The following is a 22,066-nucleotide window of genomic DNA, read 5'->3' as shown; positions in this document are numbered from 1 at the left end:
GGTGAGAATGGCGGGGTCAACAGAAACCTTGGGAGACAGTCCATGTTGCGTACCGTGCTGCTTGCCGTCGCAGCCGTCATCGGCGTCATCGTCGTCGGCTCCGTGCTGATCGCGTTCCTGAAGGTCGCGCTGCACCTGCTGTTCTACGTCTTCATCGGCGCCCTGCTCGTCGGCGGCATCGTGTTCGTCGTCGGCAAGGTCCGGGGCTCACTGGACCGGTAGGTCGACGGGCGCGCCGTCGACCCGGCCGCGGTACGACCCCGGGGTCGTGCCCGTCCACCGCTTGAACGCCCGGTGGAACGCGCTGGCCTCGGAGAAGCCGAGCCGGGCGGCGAGCTGTTCGACCGGCTCGTCGCCGCGCGCCAGCGCCGCCACCGCCGCGTCGCGCAGCACGTCCTCGCGTACGGCGCGGAACGACGTGCCCTCGTCGCGCAGCTTCTTCCGCACGTTCTGTTCGCTCATCGCCAGGTCGGCGGCCACCTCGCGCAGGCTACGTAGATGCTGCTCGCCCGGGCGGTCGAGCAGCCGGCGCACCTGGTCCGCCACTCTCGTGCCGTAGTCGCGCCTGGCCAGCAGGCCGGCCGGCGCCTCCCGCAGGAACACCGCGAGCGACCGCTCGTCCTGCAGCACGGGCAGGTCGAGCAGCTCGGCGTCGAACGTCAGCGCCGTTCGCGGCCGGTCGAACCCGGCGGGGCAGCCGAACAGCGAGTCGTACTCGTCGCTGTGCACCGGTTCCGGGTAGCCGAGCTCCGCCCGCCGCAGGGGGATCCGCCGGCCGGTCACCCAGTTGGAGAACCGGTGCCAGATCACGAGGATCGACTCGGCGAGGAACCGGTCGGGGTCTGCGACGTGCGTCGTCACCTCGACCGATGCCTCCCCGGCGGTCACCACCAGGTCCATCCGCGGCGCACCGGGGAACAGCCGGTAGAACGCGAACCCGCGCCGTAGCACGGCACCGAGGTTGGGGCAGTGGATGGTGGCGTGGCACATCATGGCGAAGGTGCCGCGCCGCGACGGCGTCGGGCCCAGCCCCATGAACTCGTCGTCCAGCGTCTCCCACAGCGTCTGCGCCAGCGCGGTGAACTGTGCCGGCGTCACCCTGGCCCGCGGGTCGTCGAGCAACGCGGCGGGGATGCCGGCCGCCTTCAGCACGGGCACCGGGTCCACGCCGGCACGCCGCGCCCCGGCGAGCGCGGCCATGACGTGGTGACCACCGATGGTCCGCAGGTCCATAGCCACCCAAGTTACCCATGAGTTCGCCGGTATCGGTTCGGTCAGCGACCGTGAGCGTTCCCGCCATGGCCCGGCCGTCTCGGATCGCGGACGCTGTTCCCAGGTCGACTCGATGCGGAGGAGCAGTGTCCGAACTACGCGCGCAGCACTTCACCGCCGAACAGCAGGAGTACCGCCGGGCGTTCCGCGAGTTCGTCGAGCGCGAGATCGTGCCCAGGCAGCCGGATTGGGAGGTCGCCGGCATCGTCGACACCGACATCTGGCGGCTGGCCGGCAAGCACGACTTCCTGCTGCCGTGGGCCGACCCGGAGTGCGGCGGCCTCGGCCTTACGGACATCAGGTACGAGCAGGTCCTCATCGAGGAGCTCTGCCGGGTCGACGAGACCGGCTTCGGCGGGCCGCTGCACTCGGCGATCGTCGCCCCGTACCTCGACGCGTACGGCACGCCGGAGCAGAAGCGGCGCTACCTGCCGCCTGCGGTGAGCGGCGAGTCGATCCTGGCCATCGGCATCACCGAGCCGGAGGCCGGCTCCGACGTCGCCGGCATGCGCACCACCGCCGTGGAGAAGGACGACCACTGGGTGCTCAACGGCGCGAAGACGTTCATCTCCAACGGCATCAACGCGAACCTGCTCGTGGTGGCCGCACGCACCGACCGGGACGCCAGCCACACGGTCGGCCTGTTCCTCGTCGACGGCGACACCCCTGGCTTCTCCCGCGGCCGCAAGCTCGACAAGCTCGGCCTGCGGACGCAGGACACGGCCGAGCTGTTCTTCGACGACGCGGTCGTGCCGAGGGAGAACGTGCTCGGCGACCCGCACGAGGGGTTCAAGGCGATCATGTCGATGTTCGCCCAAGAGCGGCTGGTCATCGCCATGGCCAGCGCGGCGTCGGCCGAGACCGCGCTGCAGACCACGCTGGCGTACGTGCGGGAGCGCAACGCGTTCGGACGGCCGATCGGCAGGTTCCAGAACACCAGGTTCACCCTCGCGTCGCTGCGGACGAAGGTCGACGCGGCGCAGGCCCTCGTGGACAGGTGCACGATCGCCCACGTCGACGGCAACCTGTCCGCGGACGCGGCCGCCGAGGCGAAGCTGTTCGCGAGCGAGACGCTCGGTGAGGTGGTCGACGACTGCGTACAGCTGTTCGGCGGCTACGGGTACATGTGGGAGTACCCGATCACGAAGATGTACGCGGACGCGCGCATCCAGCGCGTCTACGCGGGCACGTCGGAGATCATGCGCGAGATCATCGGCCGCTCCATGGACCTCTAGGCTGACCGCATGAGCGGGCCACTGGCGGGCATCCGCGTGCTGGAGCTGGCGAACCTGGCACCGGTGCCGTTCGCCTGCACCGTGCTCTCTGACCTCGGCGCCGAGGTGCTGCGCGTCGACCGGGCGGACGCCGCCGAGCAGCCGGGCACCGACCCGCTGGCCCGCGGCCGGCGGGTCGCGGCCGTCGACCTGAAGCACCCGCAGGGGCGGGAGGCGGTGCTCAAGCTCGTAGCGGGCGCCGACGTGCTGGTGGAGGGGTTCCGGCCGGGCGTGTGCGAACGGCTCGGCGTCGGCCCGGCGGACTGCCAGGCCAGGAACCCGCGGTTGATCTACGCGCGGCTGACCGGCTGGGGCCAGGACGGGCCGCTGGCGGCCTCCGCCGGGCACGACATCGACTACCTCGCCGTCGCCGGCGCGCTGTGGCCGATCGGGCCCGCCGACCGGCCACCACCGCCACCGCTGAACTACCTAGGCGACTTCGGCGGCGGCGGGCTGCTCACCGTCGTCGGGGTGCTCTCCGCGCTCGTCGAGCGGGCGCAGTCCGGCGAGGGCCAGGTGGTGGACGCGGCGATGGTCGACGGCGCGGCGCTGCTGTCCACCGCGCTGTACGGCTACCGCGCCTCCGGACTCTGGCAGGACCGCCGCGACGGCAACCCGCTCGACGGTGCAGCGCCGTTCTACCGCTGCTACACCTGCGCCGACGGCGGCTACGTCGCGGTCGGCGCGATCGAGCCCCAGTTCTACGCCGCGCTGCTGCACGGGCTGCAGCTCGACCCGGCCGAGCTGCCCGACCAGTACGACCCCACTCGGTGGCCGGTGCTCACCGAGCGGCTGGCGGAGGTGTTCGCGTCGAAGACCAGGGACGAGTGGGTCGCGGTGTTCGACGGCACTGACGCCTGCGTCGCGCCCGTGCTGCCGCCGGCGGAGGCGGCCGGGCACCCGCACAACGCCGCGCGCGGCACGTTCGTGGACGTCGCGGGCGTCGTGCAGCCCGGGGCCGCGCCGCGGTTCTCCCGCACACCTGGCGAGGTGCAGGGCCCGCCCGCCGGCCCGCACACGGCCGAGGCGCTCACCGCCTGGGGGGTTCACGGCCGCCGAGGTCACCGACCTGCACGCGGCCGGCGCCATCCGCTGATGCGGCAGACTGGCCGCATGCCTCGACTGACGATCGAGCCGGCGACCGATGAGGACCTGCCGGTGTACCTCCGCATCCGCGACGCGGCCGCGGAGGACATGGTCGCGAACGGCATCGTGCAGTGGCGTCCGGGAGAGCTGACCGTGCCGATGCTGCTCGACTGGCTCGGCGACGGCCGGATCTACGCTGCCAGGCTCGACGGCGAGCTGGTCGGCGGGCTGATGCTCATGTGGGCCGACCCGATGTGTGGGGCGAACGCGACGGCGACGCCGGCTACACCCACGGCCTGCTGATCGACCGCAGGTACAAGGGCGACGGGCTCGGCCAGCAGCTGCTGGCCTTCGCCGAGCGTACGATCGAGGAGAGCGGGCGCAGCCTGTCCAGGCTCGACACGGTGACCAGCAACAGCGCGCTGAGGCAGTACTACCGCGCCGCCGGTTACACGGAGGTCGGCGAGCGGGTGTTCGAGACAGGGAAGCCCTTCGACACCGGCGCCCATCGGGTCGGTGACCCTGTTCGAGAAGAAGTTGACCTGAAGCCGCAGCAGGCGGCGTACCGAGAAAGGATTCGATGGAGCGGACCCCTGTCGTCGAACTGACCTGGACCGACCCCGTCACGGGAACCCGTGCCTACCTCGTCCTCGACCAGCTGATCCGTGGCCTGGCCAGCGGTGGCCTGCGCGTACGCGGCGGCTGCACGATGGACGAGGCACGTGGCCTGGCGCGGGCGATGTCGCTGAAGGAGACGCTCGTCTACAACCCGGCCGACCATTACGTCCCGCTCGGCGGGGCGAAGGGCGCGGTCGACCTGGATCCCGACGACCCGCGGAAGCCGGACGTGCTGCGCCGCTTCCTCAGGGACGTACGGCCAACCGCGCACGCGCAGTGGTGCTTCGGCGAGGACTTCGGGGTGCGCCAGGAGCTGTTGGACGCGGTGGCCGCGGATGTCGACCTGCCGTCGACCATCGAGCCGCTGCTCGCCACGCTGGACGACCCCGCCAGCGCACGGCAGCGGATGAAGGACGCGTTCGGCGCCGACGTCGACGGGGTGCCGCTGGACGAGCTCGTCGGCGGCTACGGGGTGGCCGTCGCGACCGAGGCGTACCTGGCCAGCCAGGGTCGTGGGCTCACCGGCACGTCGGCCGTCGTGCAGGGCTTCGGTTCGATCGGCGGCGCCGCCGCCCGCTACCTGGCCAGGTCGGGCGCCAGGGTGGTCGCCGTGGCCGACCGCGACGGGCTGATCGTGGACGAGTCAGGTCTCGACGTGGAACGGCTGCTGCAGGCACGCGACGGCGGCGGTCGGATCGACCGCGCCCTCGACGGGGTCACCCTGTGTCCAGGTGCCGAGTGGCTGGACGTGCCCTGCGATGTGCTCGTGCCGGCCGCCGTGTCGTACGTGATCGACCGCGCCGACGCGGACCGGGTGCGCGCCGGCGTCGTCGTCGAGGGTGCGAACATGCCGACCCTGCCGGACGCCGAGGCCGCTCTCGGCGCCCGCGGCGTCGCTGTCCTGCCCGACTTCCTGGCCAACGTCGCGACCAACGCGTGGTGGTACTGGCTGGTCTTCGGCGACATCGGGCCGCAGCCGGACGAGGGCTTCGCGAAGATCGCAACGGTCATGCGCCGGCTGGTCGGCACGGTGGCCGAGGACGCCGACGGCGGCTCGCTCCGCGACGCCGCCCGCGCGCTCGCGGACCGCAACGCCGCCGCGCTCACCGAGCGGTTCGGGTAATTCCGTGGCGCCCGGCTGACGCGCTCGCGCAGACTGGGCGGTTGTGGGACATATTGGGGCGTCGCGGCTGCGGCAGCTGCTGCCCGACGGCCGGCTGCTCTACGACGAGGTCTCGTTCCGCGTAGGTGACGGCGACACCGTAGCGCTGGTCGGGGCGAACGGCGCGGGCAAGACCACGCTGCTGCGGACCATCGCCGGCGACCTGACCCCGACGGGCGGTGCGGTCACCAGCTCGGGCGGCATCGGCGTGATGCGGCAGTTCATCGGCTCCATCAGGGACGAGTCGACCGTCCGCGACCTGCTCGTCGGGCTGGCGCCGACCGCCGTCCGTACGGCTGCGGAGGAGCTCGACACCGCCGAGCTTGCGGTCATGGACCGCGATGACGAGCCCACCCAGCTGCGGTACGCGCACGCGCTCACCGCGTACGCCGACGCCGGTGGCTACGCCGCCGAGGTCGAGTGGGACACCTGCTGCCTGGTCGCGCTCGGGCAGCCGTTCGACAAGGTGAAGTGGCGCCCCGTACGTACCCTCTCCGGTGGCGAGCAGAAGCGGCTGGCCATCGAGGCGCTGCTGCGCGGCGCCGACCAGGTGCTGCTGCTCGACGAGCCGGACAACTACCTCGACGTCCCCGGCAAGCAGTGGCTGGAGGGGGCACTGCGCGAGACGCCGAAGACGGTGCTGTTCGTCTCGCACGACCGGGAGCTGCTCGCGCAGACGGCGAACAAGATCCTCACCGTGGAGGGCGGCACCGCGTGGGTGCACGGCGGCGGCTTCGCCAGCTATGACGACGCCCGCGAGGCCAGGCACGAGCGGATGGACGAGCTGCGTAGGCGTTGGGACGAGGAGCACGCCAAGCTGAAGTAGCTGGTGACGACGCTGAAGCAGAAGGCGTCGTACAACGCCGACATGGCCAGCCGCTACCAGGCGGCACAGACCCGGCTGCGCAGGTTCGAGGAAGGCGGCCCGCCGCAGAAGCGGCCGAAGGCGCAGCGGATCAGGATGCGGCTGGCCGGCGGACGTACGGGAGTACGGGTCGCCACCTGCTGGCAGCTCGCCCTGACCAACCTCACCGAGCCGTTCGACGTGGAGGTGATGTACGGCGAGCGGGTGGCCGTACTCGGCGGCAACGGCACCGGCAAGTCGCACTTCCTGCGGCTGCTCGCCGGCTGGCCGGACGACCTGCCGACCGTCGCGCACACCGGGACGTGGAAGCTCGGCGCGCGGGTGGTGCCAGGACACTTCGCGCAGACGCACGAGCGTCCCGACCTGGTCGGCGTCACACCGGCGGAGGCACTCTGGCGCGACCACTCGCTCCAGCTGCACGACGCCATGCACGCGCTCGCCAGGTACGGGCTGGCGCCGTGCGCGGAACAGCCGTTCGACACGCTCTCCGGCGGCCAGCAGGCGAGGTTCCAGGTGCTGCTGCTCGAGCTGTCCGGCGCCACCTTGCTGCTGCTCGACGAGCCGACCGACAACCTCGACCTGGAGAGCGCCGAGGCGCTGGAGCGCGGCCTGGCCGAGTACCAGGGCACGGTCCTCGCCGTCACGCACGACCGCTGGTTCGCGCGCGGCTTCGACCGGTACCTGCTGTTCGGCGCGGACGGCACCGTACGCGAGACCCCGGAGCCGGTCTGGGAGGGCCGGGGTTGACGAGCGGACCGGTCAGTCGGCCCGCTCGGCGGCCTTGACCGCGGCGAACGCGTCCAGGATGCCGGAGCCGATCAGGTGCTGGCTGCCACCGCAGCCGCTCGGCGTGTTCAGCACCGCGTCCTGGGTGGTCGACCGGAGGATCTTCGCGGTCTGCTCCACGTCGCCCTTGAGCTCCGGGTTCGCCGACCACATCAGCGCGACCGTGCCCGTCACGTGCGGAGTCGCCATCGACGTACCGTCCATCGTGGTGTACTGCCCGTTCGGCACCGCCGACCAGATCGCCTGCCCGGGGGCGGCGAGGTCCGGCTTGCCACGTGCGTTCCCGCCCAGGGCCACCGGGCCGCGGCTGGAGAAGGGTGACAGGTCGCGCTGGTCGTTCACGGCCGCCACGGTGAACGAGTCGTCGTAGATCGCGATCGGGTCCTCGATCGTGCTGCAGTCCGGGCCGGTGTTCCCCGCGGACGCAGCCACGAAGATGCCCGCGGTGGTGAGCGCACGTATCGCCGACCGCAGCACGTTCGGGTCGCACCCTTCCGACGGCGGGCACCCCCACGAGTTGTTCAGTACGTCCGCAGCCCGCTTCGGGTCGCCGTCCTCGAACGGGTCGCCGTCGGCCGGGTACGGCGCCAGCATGAACTGCAAGCAGTCCAGGTAGAGCGCGGGGTTGCCGACGTTGCGACCCAGGTTGGTGCAGCCCATCCACTCCGCGCCCGGCGCGACGCCCACGTCCTTGCCGACGGCGGTGCCGAGCGTGTGCGTGCCGTGCCCGCCGCCGCGGTCGGTCGGCCGGGAGGTGCCGAACCAGGGGTCGAGCCAGTTGTAGTCGTCGTCGCCGTCCCTGCCCCGGTAGCTGCCCCGCAGCGCGGGATGCTGGCCGTCCACCCCGCTGTCGGACTGGCCGACCACCACGCCCTTCCCGGTGACGCCGAGCTCCTCGCTGACGTCGTTCACCCGGATCATGGTCAGGTTCCAATTGGACCGCTCCGGCGGGCTGGTCGGACCCTCCGGAGACCTCGACGTCTCGCGCACCGGCCGCAGCCGCGGGCTGTCGAGCACCTTCGCCACCTCGGCCCGGCGCGACAGCCAGGGCCGCAGCTCCGCGCCGGCTTCCACCTCGATCGCGTTGACCAGGTAGTAGGGCGTGTAGTCCACGCCGATGCGGTCCAGCGCGCCGCGCAGCGGCCGCTGGGTGCGCTCCGCGTGCGACACCAGCTGGTCGTACGTCGTCTGTCGCCGCACGTCGAGCGCGCCACCGGCCTCGACGTCGCCGAGCGGGGACTGCGACTTCAACACGACGAACAGCCGGTCGCCGCTGAACCCGTGCTGGCCGGCCACCGCGTAGCCGCCGACCGACACCACGAGCGCGACGACCAGCACCGCGGCTGCGATCAACCGGCGCCGCACGACGCCGGCCAGCGCGAGTATGGCGCCCGCGACGACCAGCCCGACCAGCAGCCCCAGCCCGGTGGCCGCGCCGGCGTCCGCCACGGTGGTGGGTACGACCTGGGCGGCGTTCACCTCGTCCGGGTCGAAGAACGCCAACGGCCCGAACGAGAACGCCGCCACCGCCGCGATCGTCGGCAACCTGCGCGGCTTCGCGTACGACACTGCCGCGCAGACGAACCCCACGACGGGCACGCAGACGGCGAGCAGCACCGCTGTGGCGCGAGGCGTCGCGCCGGCGACGACCACGAGTACGGTCACGCTGCCGACCAGGCCGCCGAGCATGCTGGCGCGCAGCCGCGACCAGGCGCCGGCGAACGCATGCCACACCGGCGCAAGGACCACCGCGGTGAACCAGCCGAGCGCCAGCGCGAGGAGCACCACGGCCACCGTCTCAGCGAGGCCGCCGAACGCACCGAAGTACGTCCACGGCAGCACGGTCAGCAGCCCCGCCGCCAGGGCGAGAAGCGTGCCGCCGTCGCCGCCGGACCTGCCGACGCGGAACGCGGGTACCACGGAGAGCGCGACCGCGAACACTGCGAGCGCGGCGGCGAGTACGAGCGTGCTGAGCAGGCTCGACGTGCTCGGCAGCAGCCGCACCGGAACCAGGAGCGTGACGGCGGCCGCCGCGATCGTCCACGTCCGAGCCACCAGCCGCCCCTGCGGGTGCCGGCTCAGCCGCCAGAAGATCAGGCTGGGCAGCCCGGCCAGCAGCCCGAGCGCCAGCACCGCCACCCATGGCGCCGCTCCCTCCTCGCCGATCGACTGCTGGTCCACGAACCAGCCGGCGAGTTGGCCGACGACCGCGAGCAGGGCCGTCCACAGGCCGATGAAGGCCAGGATCACGGCGGCTGCCGCACCACTCGGCTCACCGCGGTCGGTGAACTGCACGGGCGCCGGCGGCGGGGGCAGCTGGCCCCAGTGCTGCGGCGCGATCGACCCTCCCGGTGGCGGCGGACCCGCACCGTACGGGCCGGGCGCCGGACCCGGTCCATGCGGCGGCCGATGAGCGTCGTACGGCGGCAGGTTCCCCATGCCGGTGAGCGTATCTATCCCGCACGTACGCCGTACTCGGGTCAGGTGTCGTCGCGCTGCTGAACCGCCCAGCGGTGCAGCTCTTCCTTGGCGCGCTCCTCGCCGAGCGGGCCGTGTTCCATCCGCAGCTCGAGCAGGTGCTGCAACGCCTTGCCGACCAGCGGGCCTGGCGGGATGCCGAGTTCGGCCATGACGACCTTGCCGTCCAGGTCCGGCCGGATCTTCGCGAGCTCCTCCTCCTCGGCCAGCCGGTCGATGCGCTCTTCCAGATGGTCGTACGCCCGCGCGAGCCGCTGCGCCTTCCGCTTGTTCATCGTGGTGCAGTCGGCGCGGGTGAGCTTGTGCAAACGGGCAAGCACGTGCCCGGCGTCGCGAACGTACCGCCGGACCGCGGAGTCCGTCCACTCGCCCTCGGCGTAGCCGTGGAACCGCAGGTGCAGCTCGACCAGGTGCGTGACGTCGGCGACCACGTCCTTCGGGTACCGCAGCGCGGCGAGCCGCTTCTTCGTCATCCGCGCGCCGACGACCTCGTGGTGGTGGAAGCTGACCCGCCCGTCCGGCTCCCAGCGCCTGGTGCGCGGCTTGCCGACGTCGTGCATCACCGCGGCCAGCCGCAGCACGAGGTCGGGGCCGTCGTCGCCCTCCAGGCCCATCGCCTGTTCGAGCACCTTCAAGGTGTGCTCGTAGACATCCTTGTGCCTGTGGTGCTCGTCGATCTCCAGCTGCATCCCGGGCAACTCGGGGAGGACGTGCTCGGCGAGCCCGGTGTCCACCATCAGGGTGAAGCCGCGCCGCGGCTCGTTGCCGAGCAGCAGCTTGGTCAGCTCGTCGCGGATGCGTTCCGCGGAGACGATGGCCAGCCGGTCCCGCATGCTGGTCATCGCCTCGACTACCGGCGCCGCCACCTCCAGGCCCAGCTGCGACGCGAACCTCGCCGCGCGCAGCATCCGCAGCGGGTCGTCGGCGAACGAGTCCTCCGGCCGGCCGGGGGTGCGGAGCACGCCGGCCATCAGGTCCTCCAGCCCGGCGTGCGGATCGAGCAACGGCTGCTCGGTGCGCAACGGCAGCGGCACGGCGATCGCGTTGACGGTGAAGTCACGGCGCGCCAGGTCGGCGACCAGCGAGTCCCCGTACTGCACCTCGGGCTTGCGGGAGTCCTTGTCGTACTGCTCGCTGCGGTACGTGGTGACCTCGAGCTTGTAGTCGCCCTTGCGCAACCCGACCGTGCCGAAGGCGATGCCCACCTCCCACACGGCGTCCGCCCAGGGCCTGGCCACCGCGAGGATCTCCTCCGGCCGGGCGTCGGTGGTGAAGTCCAGGTCGGCGCCGAGCGACCCGCGCAGCGCGTCGCGCACCGAACCGCCTACGAGCGCCAGCTGGTGGCCGGCGGCGGTGAACAACCGGCTCAGCTCGTCGGCTACCGGGGTGATACGGAGCAGCTCGGCCACCGCCCGCCGCTGGGCGTGGACGGACGACTCCTCGGTCGAGTTGGGGGACACGACAGACAAGGGTAGTCAGCCGGTCCGCGAGCGCGTGCGGGGTCGTGGTCACGGGCGCCGTGCGGTCCCCGTCTACCATCGGTCGGGTGTCATCCCGGCACCGCTCCCGCTCGAGCAAACCACCGTCCACCCGACCCGAGCCGGTCGAGGAGGTCTCGGCCGGTGGGCTCATCGTGGACCCCGACGGCGGGCGCCCGAAGGCGGCGTTGATCGCGCGCCGCGTCCGCGGCGGGGACCTGCTGTGGGCCCTGCCGAAGGGACACCTGGAAGCGGGCGAGTCGATCGAGGCGGCCGCCGTACGCGAGATCGCGGAGGAGACGGGGATCAGCGGACGCGTCGTACGACCGCTCGGCACGGTCTCCTACCACTTCGTGCACGAGCAGCTGTACATCCACAAGACCGTCCACCACTTCCTCGTCCGCGCCACCGGCGGCGCGCTCTCCACCGACGACATCGAGGTGGACGACGTAGCGTGGGTACCCCTCGACGAGGTGCCCATCCGGCTCGCATACCAGAATGAACGGGACCTCGTCACCGGTGACGCCGATTTGATGGCAGGACTGACGTGACCTCCAGACCCGGTCCGACCGGCCTCACGCGGTGGCCGCTGCTGCTGCTCGTCGTCGCGCTCGTAGCGCTGCCCGGGCTGGTGATCGGCCCGGCACCGGCGGACGCCGCGCGGGCACCGTTCGTGGCGATCGACAGTGTCACGCCGAAGGCGCCCACCGCCAAGAGCAAGCTGCGGTTCACCGGCGCGTTGCACAACCCGAGCAACTCGGTGCTCAGCGACCTCACCGTCCGGCTGCGGATCCTGCAGACGCCACTGACCAGCCGCGGGCTGCTCCAGGACGTGGGCGCGTCCGGCACCGAGACGATGGGCTCGCCGATCTACACCCGCACCGACGAGATCGACAAGGTCGCCCGCGGCGGCGTCGGCGGGTACGACCTGAAGGTGCCCGCCGCCGACCTGGGGCTGACCTCGTTCGGGGTCTACGCGGTGGCCGTCGAGGTGGTGCAGGCCGACGGCACGTCGGTCGCCCTGCAGCGGACGTTCCTCGTCTACTCGCCGGACAAGAAGTCGGTGCCGAGCCCGACGAAGATCGGCTGGGTGCTGCCCGTGGTGGACCGGCCGCACCAGGAGATCGGCAACACGTTCAGCGACGACACGCTCGCCAGCTCGTTCGCCGGCGGCGGCCGGATCAACCGCCTGGTAGCCACCGGGCAGACGGCGAACGCGGAGGACGTGCCCGTCACCTGGGCGGTCGACCCCGCCGTGCTCGACGCGGCGTCCACCATGACGAAGGGGTACCGGGTCAGGTCGGCGGAGTCCAAGGACAAGCTGGTCGAGGGCGCCGGCGGCGAGCAGGCCGGCGAGTTCCTCAGCGACATCCAGGTGGCGACGGAGGGGCGGTCCGTGCTCGCGCTGCCGTACGCCGACGTGGACACCGTCGCGCTCGCCCGCGCCGGCCTGTCCAGCGACGTGACCTCCGCGTTGAGCCAGGGCAAGGAGGTCACCACCGACATCCTCGGCACCACCCCGTCCGAGGACCTCGCCTGGCCGACCAGCGGCAAGGTCGACCAACGCGGCCTCGACGCGCTGGCCGCGACCGGGACCCGCACGGCGATCCTGGACGACGACGCGCTGCCGCTGACCGAACAGCTGAGCTACACGCCGGACCCGCTGGGCACGGTGCGTACGTCGAGCGGCAACGTCAAGGCACTGCTCGCGGACTCGCAGCTGACCGACATCGTCGGCTCCGCGCGCAACCGCCCGGGCAGCGCCGCGCTCACCGAGCAGCGCTTCCTCGCCGAGACGGCACTGATCACCGCGGAGCTGCCGAGCGTCTCGCGCGGTCTCGTGGTGGCACCATCCCGCGACTGGAACCCCCGCGGTGAGCTCGGCAGCGACCTGGTCAAGGCGACCGGCAGCGTGCCATGGCTCGAGCCGACCTCGCTGGACGACCTCAGCGCCGGCAAGCCGGCCGACGACCAGGCCCGCGGCGGCCTCACCTACGGCAAGAACTGGAAGCGGCAGGAGCTTGGCCGGTCGCACCTGAAGAAGGTCCGCACCCTGCACCGCTCCCTGGACGTGTTCTCTTCCCTCTTCAACCCGCTGCCCAGCGAGTTCGAGGACTACAACCTGGCCGTGCTGCGCGCCGAGTCGAGCGCCTGGCGCAGCAACAGGCACCGCGGCCGCGAGCTGCTCGACTCCGTCGCCGCCCGCGTCGCGCATCAACGCGGTCAGGTGCGCATCCTTAAGAACGACCGGCAGCTCTCGCTGGCGAGCGCGGAGAGCTCCGTACCGCTCACCATCGAGAACAACCTCGACCACCCGGTCACGGTCCGGCTGAGCATCCGGTCCGCGAACGAACGCCGGATGAAAGTGGGGAAGCTGCCCAAGTCGACCACCATCGGCCCGCGACAGAAGACCACGGTGAAGGTGCCGATGAACGCCGCGTCGAGCGGCGTGATCGAGCTGCGGACCCAGCTGCTCACCCCGGACCGCGAGCCGTACGACACGCCTGTAACGTTCAACGTGCGCGCGACCGTGTACGGCAGCGTCGCGCTCATCATCACCGGCTCTGCGCTGGTGGTGCTGTTCGCCGGTTCCGGCTACCGGGTGGTGCGCCGCGTCATGCGAGCCCGCCGACAGCGAGGCGAGGCCGCCGGATGACCGCACAGGAGTCCCCGGGCGACGCCGCCGAGTCGTCGGTCGACAACACGGGGAGCCTGCTGAAGTCCAGCGCGGTGATGGCCGCCGGCACCGTCGTCTCCCGGGTCACCGGCTTCCTCCGCGTGGTCGTCATCATGGCGGCGCTCGGCAGCGGCCCGCTGTCCAACGCGTACAACACGGCGAACAACGCCCCGTACTCGATCTACGAGCTGTTCCTCGGCGGCGTGCTCTCCGCAGTGCTCGTGCCGCTGTTCGTCCGCGCGAACAAGCGCAGCCTGGACGAGGGCACCGTGTACGCGCAGCGGCTGCTGACCCTCGTCGCGCTCGTGCTGCTCGGGCTCGCCGTCCTGAGCGTGGTCGGCGCGCCGGCCATCATGAGCCTCATCGCCAACCGGATGGCCGGCGACCAGCGCGAGGTCGGGATCGCGTTCCTGCGCTACCTGCTGCCGCAGATCCTGTTCCTCGGCATCGGCGCGGTCCTCATCGCCGTCCTGCAGTCCAGGCGCCGGTTCGCCGCACCGATGTGGGTGCCGGTGCTGAATAACCTCACGGTCATCACGACCGGGCTCGTCTTCGCGTACGTCGTGCACGGCCAGCCGACACCGCAGACCATCACGCCGGGCGAGACCGCCCTGCTCGGCATCGGCACATCGGCGGGCATCGTCGTGCAGACACTTGCATTCATCCCGCCGCTGTGGCGCGCCGGCTTCCGGCCGCGGCCCCGGCTGGGCTTCGGCAAGCTCGGGCTGGGCGCGATCGGCCGGATGGGCACCTGGACGATCGTGTTCGTCCTCAGCAACCTGGCCCAGCTGTTCGTGGTGACGAACATCGCCGGCGCCGTCGACCGCGCGCTGCCCGACGACAGCGCCATCAACTACGGGTACACCCCGTACCAGAACGCCTTCACGGTCTTCGCGTTGCCGCACGCCATCGCGGCCGTCTCGGTGATCACCGCGCTGCTACCGAGAATGAGCTCACATGCGGCAGATGAGATGTTTCATCTCGTACGAGATGATTTGTCCACGGGTGTCCGGCTATCGGCGGCGCTTATCGTCCCCGCCGCCGCCGCGATGATCGCGCTCGGCGAGCCGATCGGGCTCACCATCTTCAACCACGGGCACTACACGGCGGGCAACGCCGGCTACACCGGCCTGGTGCTCGCCGCCTTCGCACTCGGCCTGGTGCCGTTCAGCATCTTCCAGCTGCTGCTCCGGGTGTTCTACGCGCTCCAGGACACCCGTACGCCCGCACTGGTGAACCTCGTCGGCACGCTGAGCACCATCGCCATCGGCGCGATCGGCTACCTGGTGCTCCCGCTGCGGTACGTGGTCATCATGCTCGCGCTGTCGTACGGGCTCGGCTACCTGGTGAACACCGTGCTGGCCGCGCACATCCTCAGCCGGCGGCTCGGCGGCGTGGACGCCAGGAAGATCCTCGGCTCGCTGGCCCGGATGGTCACCGCGGCGGCACCGGCGGCCGTGGTGGCCTGGTTCGCCGCCACCGGCATCACCGCAGCGGTCGGCAGGCACTCGCTCGGCGGCGCCGTCGCAGTCGTGGCGGGCGGCTCGATAATTCTGCTCGGCTTCGTCATCCTCGCGCGGGTACTGCGCGTCACTGAAGTACAAACCCTCGCAGGCACATTCCGGGATCGAATCGGCCGAGGCAGGTAAGGTCGGCGGGGAGACCGCCCAGGCGTGTCTCATCGGTCGGGGAGAACTACCATGGGGCTGCCTGACCCAAGAACGGGGAAGGATTTGCGGGTTACGTGACGGCACGCCTCGAACAGGGATACGTGCTCGACGACCGGTACCGTCTCGACGAGCCGGTCGGCGAGCAACGTTGCGCTGCCCTCTGGCGTGGCATGGACACCGTGCTGGCTCGCACGGTGAGCATCATGGTAATGCCCTCGGAGGCCCCGGAGACCGCGCGCATACTCACCGCGGCCCGGCGCGCGGCACGTATCCGCGACTCCCGGATCGCGCAGGTCTACGACACCGCGAACTTCGAGGACAACACGTACGTCATCACCGAGTGGGTGTCCGGCCGCAGCCTGCGTGATCTGCTCGCCGAATCCGGCCCGCTGCACCCGGACCGCGCCGGCGCGTTGGTCGGCGAGGCCGCCGAGGCGCTCACCGAGGCGCACCGGATGGCCGTCTCACACCTGCGGCTGACTCCCGACAACCTGGTCTGGACCTCCGCCGGCGGGGTCAAGCTCACCGGCGTGGGCACCGACGCCGCGCTCGACGGCTCCGTCAGCGACGACCCGGCCCGCACCGACGCCGAGGGCCTCGGCGCCCTGCTGTACGCGGCCCTGACCGCGCGCTGGCCGTTCGGCGAAACCGGCAACCTGGCCGCCGCACCGTTGAACGGCGACGGTGCTCCGGTGAGCCCGCGGCAGGTACGCGCCGGGGTGCCGCTCGACCTGGACGCGACTACCGACCGCGCGGTGAGCCAGCACAGCCGCCGCGGCCTCGCCCCGCTCGCCACGCCCGCGGCCGTCGCGGAGGCGCTCGCCGACTTCCCCGACCCGACGCCGTTGGACCTCTTCGGCGACACGCAGCCACAACCAGCTACCAACCAGGCCCCGGCCACCGACCGGATCCCCGCGGTCGCCGGCACGCCGTTCACCGGTCAGCAGGCGGCCCGCGCGCAGCGCCGCCGGCGCGGCGCGCTGTTCGCCATCCCGGCCGGCATCGCGCTGGTCGCGGTACTCGCGGTGGGCGGGCTGCGGTTCGGCCTCGCCGGCTTCACCGGCGGCCCGTCGGGAGAGCCGAGCGCGACCTCAAGCGCGCCGTCGGACAGCGCGACGCCGGCCGGCAAGCGGCAGATCCCCGTGGTGTCGGCGGAGGCGTTCGACCCGCTCGGCGACGGCGTGGAGCACAACGAGAACGTCGCCAGGATGCACGACGGCACGCCGCGCACGGTCTGGTACAGCGACAGGTACAACTCGTCGGCGTTCGGCAACCTCAAGCCCGGCGTCGGTGTCGTCTTCGACCTCGGTTCCCCCAAGAAGGTCGACTCCGTCCTCCTCCGTATGCCCGACGCCGGCGCGCAGCTGGAGCTGCGCAGCTCGAACTCGACCGGCTCGTCGGTCGACGACTTCGACGTCGTCGCCAAGGGCTCGGCGGACGATGAGCGGGTCGAGCTGCAGCCGAAGAAGGGTGACGAAAAGGCGAGGTACTGGCTCGTGTGGTTCACTGAGCTCCCCAACACGAGCGAGGGCTACCGGGCGGGCATCGGCGAAGCCACGTTCCGTCCAGCCCCCTAGTCGAGTGAGTAGCGTGCCAGCTAACAGCGAGGAGCTCCCTGACGCAGAGCTGCTACGCCTCCACGTCGACGGTGACCCGCAAGCCTTCAGCGTCATCTGCCGACGTCACCGGGACCGGCTGTGGGCGGTCGCGCTCCGCACCCTGGGCGACCGGGAGGAGGCGGCGGACGCGCTGCAGGACGCACTGCTGTCGGCGTTCCGCCGGGCGCACACCTTCCGTGGGGACGCCGCCGTCACCACCTGGCTGCACCGGATCGTGGTCAACGCCTGTGTCGACCGGATGCGCAGGCGGTCGGCCCGTCCCACCCAGCCGCTGCCCGAGTACGAGACCCAGGAGGTCGGCGCCGCGCCGGAGAGCATCTCCCGGCCGGACCCCGCAGTGGCGAAGGAGCTCGCCATGGAGGTCCAGACGGCGCTCAACGCGTTGCCGTTCGAGCAACGGGCGGCCCTCGTTCTCGTCGATATGCAGGGATACTCGGTAGACGACGCGGCCAGGGTCCTGGACTGCGCGCCGGGCACGATCAAGAGCCGGTGCGCGCGGGGGAGGGCCCGCTTGCTGCCGCTGCTCGGACATCTCAAAGACAGTGCATAACCGCAGGCAGATGGACGGAACCAGGTGCGACCGCAAGGACGTCGTACGCGATAGGCGACGAAAGGGGGTGAGGGAGAACCGTGACCGATCAACACGGTGGGCCTCCACACCGGAACACACCCACCGAATACGGTGACATGTCTGACCACTTCGATACCGACACACTCGCCGACCACGCCGAGGGCGTGTTGGAAGGCGCTCGGGACGCGCACGTCCGTGCCCATGTGGAGTGGTGCACCGAGTGCAGCGGTGTCGTCGACCAGCTGCGGTCCGTGCAGTCCATGCTCTCGTCGCTGCCCGAACCCACGCTGCCGCCGGACGTCGCCGACCGGATCGACGCCAGCCTGGCCCATGCGCAGCAGGAACGCGCCGAGCTCAGCCGCGGCGACGCACCCACCGCCCGGAAGCGGCCCTGGTTCATCTCGCTGTTCACCACCCGCCCGCAGCTGCTGGCGGGCGCGGCCGCGCTCGTCGTCGTGTTGGCCTTCTTCGGCGGCTACCTCGCCACCCAGAGCGGCCCCGAGAAGAGCTCGGACAACGGCCAGACGAATCAGGCAATTCCCCCCAAACAGGATGATCCGCTGATCACCGGCCGGCACTACACCAAGGCTCGCGTGGCCAACCAGGCCAGGGCGCTGGTCGCCGACCGGCAGGACGACGACTACACCCCGGATCCCCAGGCGAGCGCCCAGCTTAGCGGGGAGATCGAGCGGCTCTCCGAGCCGGCCGAGCTGAAGAAGTGCATCGCCGCGCTCACCGGCGGGGAGCCGTCGCGGATCGTCGCCGTCGACCTCGGCGAGTTCGAGCAGAAGCCCGCGGCGGTCGTCGTGATGAGCGTCGCGGGCGAGGCCGACAAGTACGAGGTCGCCGTTGTCGGGCCCGGCTGCACTGCCGGCGACGCGCAGGTCATCTACCGCACGTTCGTCGCGAAGGCCTGACCTCGCAGACGCGCCGGCCTGCCACCCGCAGCCAAGGAATGCACCGGCCGTACGATCGGTTATCCGGCTAGAGGGTTGTGCGGCAAGGAGAGTCAATTCGTGAGCGACATTCGCGACGTGATCATCGTCGGTTCAGGTCCCGCGGGGTACACCGCGGCGCTCTACGCGTCGCGCGCCCAGCTGAACCCGCTGGTGTTGGAAGGCTCGGTCACCGCGGGCGGTGCGCTCATGAACACCACGGACGTGGAGAACTACCCGGGCTTCCCTGACGGCATCATGGGTCCCGACCTGATGGACCAGCTGCGTAAGCAGGCGGAACGGTTCGGGGCCGAGCTGGTCGCGGACGACGTCACCAGGGTGGAGCTCGCCGGCGAGGTCAAGCGGGTGTTCGTCGGGGACGCGGAGTACCAGGCCCGCACCGTCATCCTCGCCACCGGGTCGAGCTACCGGGAGCTCGGCCTCCCGGACGAGCAGCGGCTCTCCGGGCACGGCGTCTCGTGGTGCGCGACCTGCGACGGGTTCTTCTTCCGCGAGCAGGACATCGTGGTCGTCGGTGGCGGCGACTCGGCGATGGAGGAGGCGCTGTTCCTCACCAGGTTCGCCAAGTCGGTGACCGTCGTGCACCGGCGGGACACGCTACGGGCCAGCAAGATCATGCAGGAGCGGGCGTTCGCGAACGAGAAGATCAGCTTCGCCTGGAACTCGACGGTCAGCAAGATCCTCGGCGACGACCGGGTCACGGGGGTGGTGCTGCAGGACACCCAGACCGGTGCCGAGCGGACGCTGCCGGCGACCGGGCTCTTCGTCGCGATCGGCCACATCCCCCGCAGCGAGCTGCTTGGCGGCCAGGTGGACCTGGACGCCGAAGGGTATGCGCTGGTCGAGCAACCGACCACCAAGACGAACCTGCCGGGTGTCTTCGCGTGTGGCGACCTGGTCGACCACACGTACCGGCAGGCGATCACGGCCGCGGGCACCGGCTGTGCAGCAGCGATCGACGCCGAGCGGTATCTCGCGTCACTTGAACAGGTAGCCGGGTAGCTACCCCGGTGGCGTCGATCGCCGATGCAGACACGCTACGGTCGACGTACAGGGCGTCGACAGACCTCGAGTTAAGGAGCTCACTGTCCAATGGGAGCCGCGACCAAGACCGTGACGGCCGATTCGTTCGCGACCGAGGTGCTGCAGAGCAGTACTCCGGTACTCGTCGACTTCTGGGCCGAATGGTGCGGACCGTGCCGCCAGGTCTCGCCGATCCTAGAGGAGATCGCCGCAGAGAACCCCGACAAGCTGACCGTCGCGAAGCTGAACATCGACGAGCACCCGACGATCAGCACCCAGTACGGCGTGATGTCGATCCCGACCATGCTGGTCTTCCAGAACGGCGACATCATCAAGCAGATCGTCGGCGCCAAGTCGAAGGCCGCCTTGTTGAACGATCTGCAGGACGTCATCTGAGCCACGCCTCGCTCAGGACGTGCACGTTCTCTCCATCCAGAGCTCGGTTGCCTACGGTCACGTAGGCAACTCCTCGGCCACCTTCCCGCTGCAGCGGCTCGGCGTCGAGGTGTCGCCGATCATCACCGTGCACTTCTCGAACCACACCGGTTACGGGAAGTGGCGCGGGCCGGTGCTCACCGCCGCCGACCTCACCGACGTGCTGACCGGCCTCGAGGACCTCGGGGTGCTGCCGACCGTGGACGCCGTACTGTCCGGGTACGTCGGCGACGTGACCATCGGTGAGGTGGTGCTCGACGCCGTGGCCCGGGTGCGGGCGGCCAACCCGGACGCCCTGTACTGCTGCGACCCGGTGATGGGCGACACCGCCACAGGCATGTACGTACGCCAGGGGATCCCCGAGTTCATGCGCGACCGGGCGTTGCACGCCGCGGACATCGTGACGCCCAACCACTTCGAGCTGGAGTACCTCGTCGGCCGCCCGGTGCGGACCATGGCGGACGCTCTCCGGGCGGCGGCGGAGCTCAGGCAGGCAGGACCGGCGGCGGTGCTCATCACCAGCCTGCGCCGCGCGGACGCCGACGCCGACCAGATCGAGTTACTCGCGGCGACCGACGATGAGGTGTGGGTAGTCACCACCCCACGCCTGCCACTGGACGTAGACGGTTCCGGCGACATGACCGCAGCGTTGTTCCTCGCCCATTGGCTGCGGACGAAGGACCTGCGGCGGTCGCTGGAAGACACCGCGAACGCCGTGTATGGCGTGCTCGAAGAGACGCATCGGGTCGGTGCGTACGAAATCCAGTTGGTGCAGGCGCAGGCCGCGATCGCCACGCCGACAGCGCGTTTCGTCGCCACCAGAGTCGATAGCGGCCGGGCCATGATGTGACCATGGAAGGCCGCACCCTAGTAACTGGTGACCCAGGATGATGTCATTCCACCCGTTCGGACGCGGCGCACGTGGCGACAAGGTCGGCGCCGTACACGCGAGGCTGGTCGAGCTTGGCCTGTTGACCGACGAGCCCGCCACCGACGACGCGGTGCCGTTCTTCGACACGACCATGGCGACGGCGGTGCGCTACTTCCAGCAGTCCCGCGGCCTCACCGTCGACGGCATCGTCGGGCCGGAGACCTTCCGCGCGCTCGAGGACTCGCGGTGGCGGCTCGGCGACCGGGTGCTGTTCTACAGTCCCGGCCGCCTGATGACGGGCGACGACGTGGGGGAGCTGCAGCGCCGGCTGCTCGAGCTCGGGTTCAACTGCGGTAAGCCGGACGGCTTCTTCGGCACCCAGACAGAGACGGCGCTTCGCGACTTCCAACGCAATACCGGGCTGCAGGTGGACGGCACGTGCGGTCCGCGGACGTTCAAGGCGTTCAGCCGGTTGGCCCGTACGGTCGTCGGCGGACAACCGCACGCACTCTGGGAGTCCGCGCGCCTGTACCGGAACGGGCACCAGCACGCCGGGCGCGTGCTGATCATCGACCCCGGGCACGGGCCGGCCGATCCTGGCATCGGCTGCGAGGGGGTGACCGAGGCGGAGCTGGTGTGGGACATCGCCGCACGGATCGAGGGCAGGCTCACGGCTCTCGGTGTGCAGGCGTACCTGTCGCGCGGCCGCCACGGTGACCCGGACGATCAGACGCGCGCCACGTTCGCGAACGAGACGGACGCGGACATGGTGGTCTCGCTGCACATGGACGGACACGAGAATCCGGCCGCCTCGGGCGTCGCCACGTACTACTTCGGCAGCCCGACGACCGGCCAGCACTCCGCGGCAGGGAAACGGTTCGCGGAGCTGGTGCTGCGCGAGATGGTCGCAAGGACCGATCTGCTCGACTGCCGCGCACACCCGAAGAGCTGGGACCTGCTCCGGCTCACGAAGATGCCCGCGGTACGTATCGACGCGGGCTACCTGACCAACCCCGGCGACCGAGAACGGCTGCGGCTACCGGAGTTCCGGGACACGATCGCCGAGTCGGTCTGTGCGGCGGTGCAGCGGCTGTTCCTGCCTCCCGACCATGACGCACCAACCGGAACTCTGCATATTCCCGCGGCCCTCCGCGCCGGCTGAGCCGGCCGAAGGTATCTGCACAGGTCGGCGGCCAGTTCGCGGCAGGTCAGGCATACTGGATGT

At 70.9% G+C, this 22,066-nt stretch carries 18 protein-coding genes and 1 pseudogene; 16 read left to right on the top strand and 3 right to left on the bottom strand.

Annotation, left to right across the window (positions count from 1 at the left end):
• Positions 1-42: 42 nt before the first annotated feature.
• Positions 43-222 carry a hypothetical protein gene (locus GEV07_17160; protein ID MQA04371.1) on the top strand — a complete coding sequence of 60 codons (180 nt, stop codon included), beginning with the start codon at positions 43-45 and terminating at the stop codon, positions 220-222.
• On the opposite strand, the gene GEV07_17155 is transcribed toward GEV07_17160, so the two are convergent.
• Complete coding sequence (locus GEV07_17155) at positions 208-1,233, bottom strand: helix-turn-helix domain-containing protein (GenBank protein MQA04370.1); 1,026 nt, start codon at positions 1,231-1,233, stop codon at positions 208-210. The genes GEV07_17160 and GEV07_17155 overlap by 15 nt on opposite strands.
• 65 nt (positions 1,234-1,298) lie before the next feature.
• Here GEV07_17155 and GEV07_17150 point away from each other — a divergent pair, with 65 nt between their 5' ends.
• The 5 genes and pseudogenes from GEV07_17150 (at position 1,299) to GEV07_17130 (ending at position 7,024) form a co-directional block, all read left to right on the top strand.
• Positions 1,299-2,507 carry an acyl-CoA dehydrogenase gene (locus GEV07_17150; GenBank protein ID MQA04369.1) on the top strand — a complete coding sequence of 403 codons (1,209 nt, stop codon included), beginning with the start codon at positions 1,299-1,301 and terminating at the stop codon, positions 2,505-2,507.
• 9 nt (positions 2,508-2,516) lie between these two features.
• Complete coding sequence (locus GEV07_17145; GenBank protein MQA04368.1) at positions 2,517-3,935, top strand: CoA transferase; 1,419 nt, start codon at positions 2,517-2,519, stop codon at positions 3,933-3,935.
• Positions 3,764-4,240, top strand: coding sequence for a GNAT family N-acetyltransferase (locus tag GEV07_17140; GenBank protein MQA04367.1), 477 nt, complete (start codon positions 3,764-3,766; stop codon positions 4,238-4,240). Before GEV07_17145 ends, GEV07_17140 begins: the two co-directional genes overlap by 172 nt.
• Entirely contained in the window at positions 4,213-5,373 is a 1,161-nt protein-coding gene (locus tag GEV07_17135) for a glutamate dehydrogenase (protein MQA04366.1), read from the top strand. Before GEV07_17140 ends, GEV07_17135 begins: the two co-directional genes overlap by 28 nt.
• A gap of 43 nt (positions 5,374-5,416) precedes the next feature.
• A pseudogene (locus GEV07_17130) lies at positions 5,417-7,024 on the top strand (ATP-binding cassette domain-containing protein).
• A gap of 12 nt (positions 7,025-7,036) precedes the next feature.
• Here the strand turns inward: GEV07_17130 and GEV07_17125 are convergent.
• Both GEV07_17125 and GEV07_17120 read right to left on the bottom strand, forming a co-directional pair.
• Positions 7,037-9,502 (bottom strand): S8 family serine peptidase, encoded by a 2,466-nt coding sequence (locus GEV07_17125; GenBank protein MQA04365.1) that lies wholly within the window; start codon positions 9,500-9,502, stop codon positions 7,037-7,039.
• A 41-nt stretch (positions 9,503-9,543) separates the two neighbouring features.
• The gene (locus GEV07_17120) at positions 9,544-11,001 is read right to left on the bottom strand and encodes a CCA tRNA nucleotidyltransferase (protein ID MQA04364.1); all 1,458 of its coding nucleotides are present in this window, start codon (positions 10,999-11,001) and stop codon (positions 9,544-9,546) included.
• 77 nt (positions 11,002-11,078) lie between these two features.
• Between GEV07_17120 and GEV07_17115 the strand changes: the two genes are divergently transcribed.
• The 10 genes from GEV07_17115 to GEV07_17070 all read left to right on the top strand — a co-directional run bounded on the left by GEV07_17115 (position 11,079) and on the right by GEV07_17070 (position 22,003).
• On the top strand, positions 11,079-11,570 hold the full coding sequence (locus tag GEV07_17115; GenBank protein ID MQA04363.1) for an NUDIX domain-containing protein: 492 nt from the start codon (positions 11,079-11,081) through the stop codon (positions 11,568-11,570).
• Positions 11,567-13,675, top strand: a complete 2,109-nt coding sequence (locus GEV07_17110; GenBank protein MQA04362.1) for a hypothetical protein — start codon at positions 11,567-11,569, stop codon at positions 13,673-13,675. The genes GEV07_17115 and GEV07_17110 overlap by 4 nt, the downstream gene beginning before the upstream one ends.
• A complete protein-coding gene (gene murJ / locus GEV07_17105) occupies positions 13,672-15,345 on the top strand; it encodes a murein biosynthesis integral membrane protein MurJ (GenBank protein ID MQA04361.1) in 1,674 nt (557 codons plus the stop codon). The genes GEV07_17110 and murJ overlap by 4 nt, the downstream gene beginning before the upstream one ends.
• A 95-nt stretch (positions 15,346-15,440) precedes the next feature.
• Positions 15,441-16,943 (top strand): serine/threonine protein kinase, encoded by a 1,503-nt coding sequence (locus GEV07_17100; GenBank protein ID MQA04360.1) that lies wholly within the window; start codon positions 15,441-15,443, stop codon positions 16,941-16,943.
• Positions 16,807-17,535 carry an RNA polymerase sigma factor SigM gene (gene sigM, locus GEV07_17095; protein ID MQA04359.1) on the top strand — a complete coding sequence of 243 codons (729 nt, stop codon included), beginning with the start codon at positions 16,807-16,809 and terminating at the stop codon, positions 17,533-17,535. The genes GEV07_17100 and sigM overlap by 137 nt, the downstream gene beginning before the upstream one ends.
• Before the next feature lie 137 nt (positions 17,536-17,672).
• Positions 17,673-18,473 (top strand): hypothetical protein, encoded by an 801-nt coding sequence (locus GEV07_17090; GenBank protein ID MQA04358.1) that lies wholly within the window; start codon positions 17,673-17,675, stop codon positions 18,471-18,473.
• Between the two features lie 99 nt (positions 18,474-18,572).
• Positions 18,573-19,514 (top strand): thioredoxin-disulfide reductase, encoded by a 942-nt coding sequence (trxB, locus tag GEV07_17085; protein MQA04357.1) that lies wholly within the window; start codon positions 18,573-18,575, stop codon positions 19,512-19,514.
• A gap of 90 nt (positions 19,515-19,604) precedes the next feature.
• Entirely contained in the window at positions 19,605-19,931 is a 327-nt protein-coding gene (gene trxA / locus GEV07_17080; protein ID MQA04356.1) for a thioredoxin, read from the top strand.
• Between the two features lie 19 nt (positions 19,932-19,950).
• Positions 19,951-20,820, top strand: a complete 870-nt coding sequence (pdxY, locus tag GEV07_17075) for a pyridoxal kinase PdxY (GenBank protein MQA04355.1) — start codon at positions 19,951-19,953, stop codon at positions 20,818-20,820.
• Between the two features lie 40 nt (positions 20,821-20,860).
• Positions 20,861-22,003 carry an N-acetylmuramoyl-L-alanine amidase gene (locus tag GEV07_17070; GenBank protein MQA04354.1) on the top strand — a complete coding sequence of 381 codons (1,143 nt, stop codon included), beginning with the start codon at positions 20,861-20,863 and terminating at the stop codon, positions 22,001-22,003.
• Positions 22,004-22,066 lie beyond the last annotated feature (63 nt).

Source organism: Streptosporangiales bacterium (genome assembly GCA_009379825.1).
Taxonomy (GTDB): Bacteria; Actinomycetota; Actinomycetes; order Streptosporangiales; family WHST01; genus WHST01.
Note: the sequence above shows the minus strand (reverse complement) of the source record. Positions and strands in the feature narration are given on the sequence as shown.

Coding starts and splice junctions, on each gene's coding strand:
- murJ (MQA04361.1), top strand. CDS start 13,672: ATGACCGCACAGGAGTCCCCGGGCGACGCCGCCGAGTCGTCGGTCGAC.
- sigM (MQA04359.1), top strand. CDS start 16,807: ATGAGCGGGTCGAGCTGCAGCCGAAGAAGGGTGACGAAAAGGCGAGGT.
- GEV07_17145 (MQA04368.1), top strand. CDS start 2,517: ATGAGCGGGCCACTGGCGGGCATCCGCGTGCTGGAGCTGGCGAACCTG.
- GEV07_17125 (MQA04365.1), bottom strand. CDS start 9,502: ATGGGGAACCTGCCGCCGTACGACGCTCATCGGCCGCCGCATGGACCG.
- GEV07_17155 (MQA04370.1), bottom strand. CDS start 1,233: ATGGACCTGCGGACCATCGGTGGTCACCACGTCATGGCCGCGCTCGCC.
- GEV07_17160 (MQA04371.1), top strand. CDS start 43: ATGTTGCGTACCGTGCTGCTTGCCGTCGCAGCCGTCATCGGCGTCATC.
- trxA (MQA04356.1), top strand. CDS start 19,605: ATGGGAGCCGCGACCAAGACCGTGACGGCCGATTCGTTCGCGACCGAG.
- GEV07_17150 (MQA04369.1), top strand. CDS start 1,299: ATGGCCCGGCCGTCTCGGATCGCGGACGCTGTTCCCAGGTCGACTCGA.
- GEV07_17090 (MQA04358.1), top strand. CDS start 17,673: ATGTCTGACCACTTCGATACCGACACACTCGCCGACCACGCCGAGGGC.
- GEV07_17070 (MQA04354.1), top strand. CDS start 20,861: ATGTCATTCCACCCGTTCGGACGCGGCGCACGTGGCGACAAGGTCGGC.
- GEV07_17135 (MQA04366.1), top strand. CDS start 4,213: ATGGAGCGGACCCCTGTCGTCGAACTGACCTGGACCGACCCCGTCACG.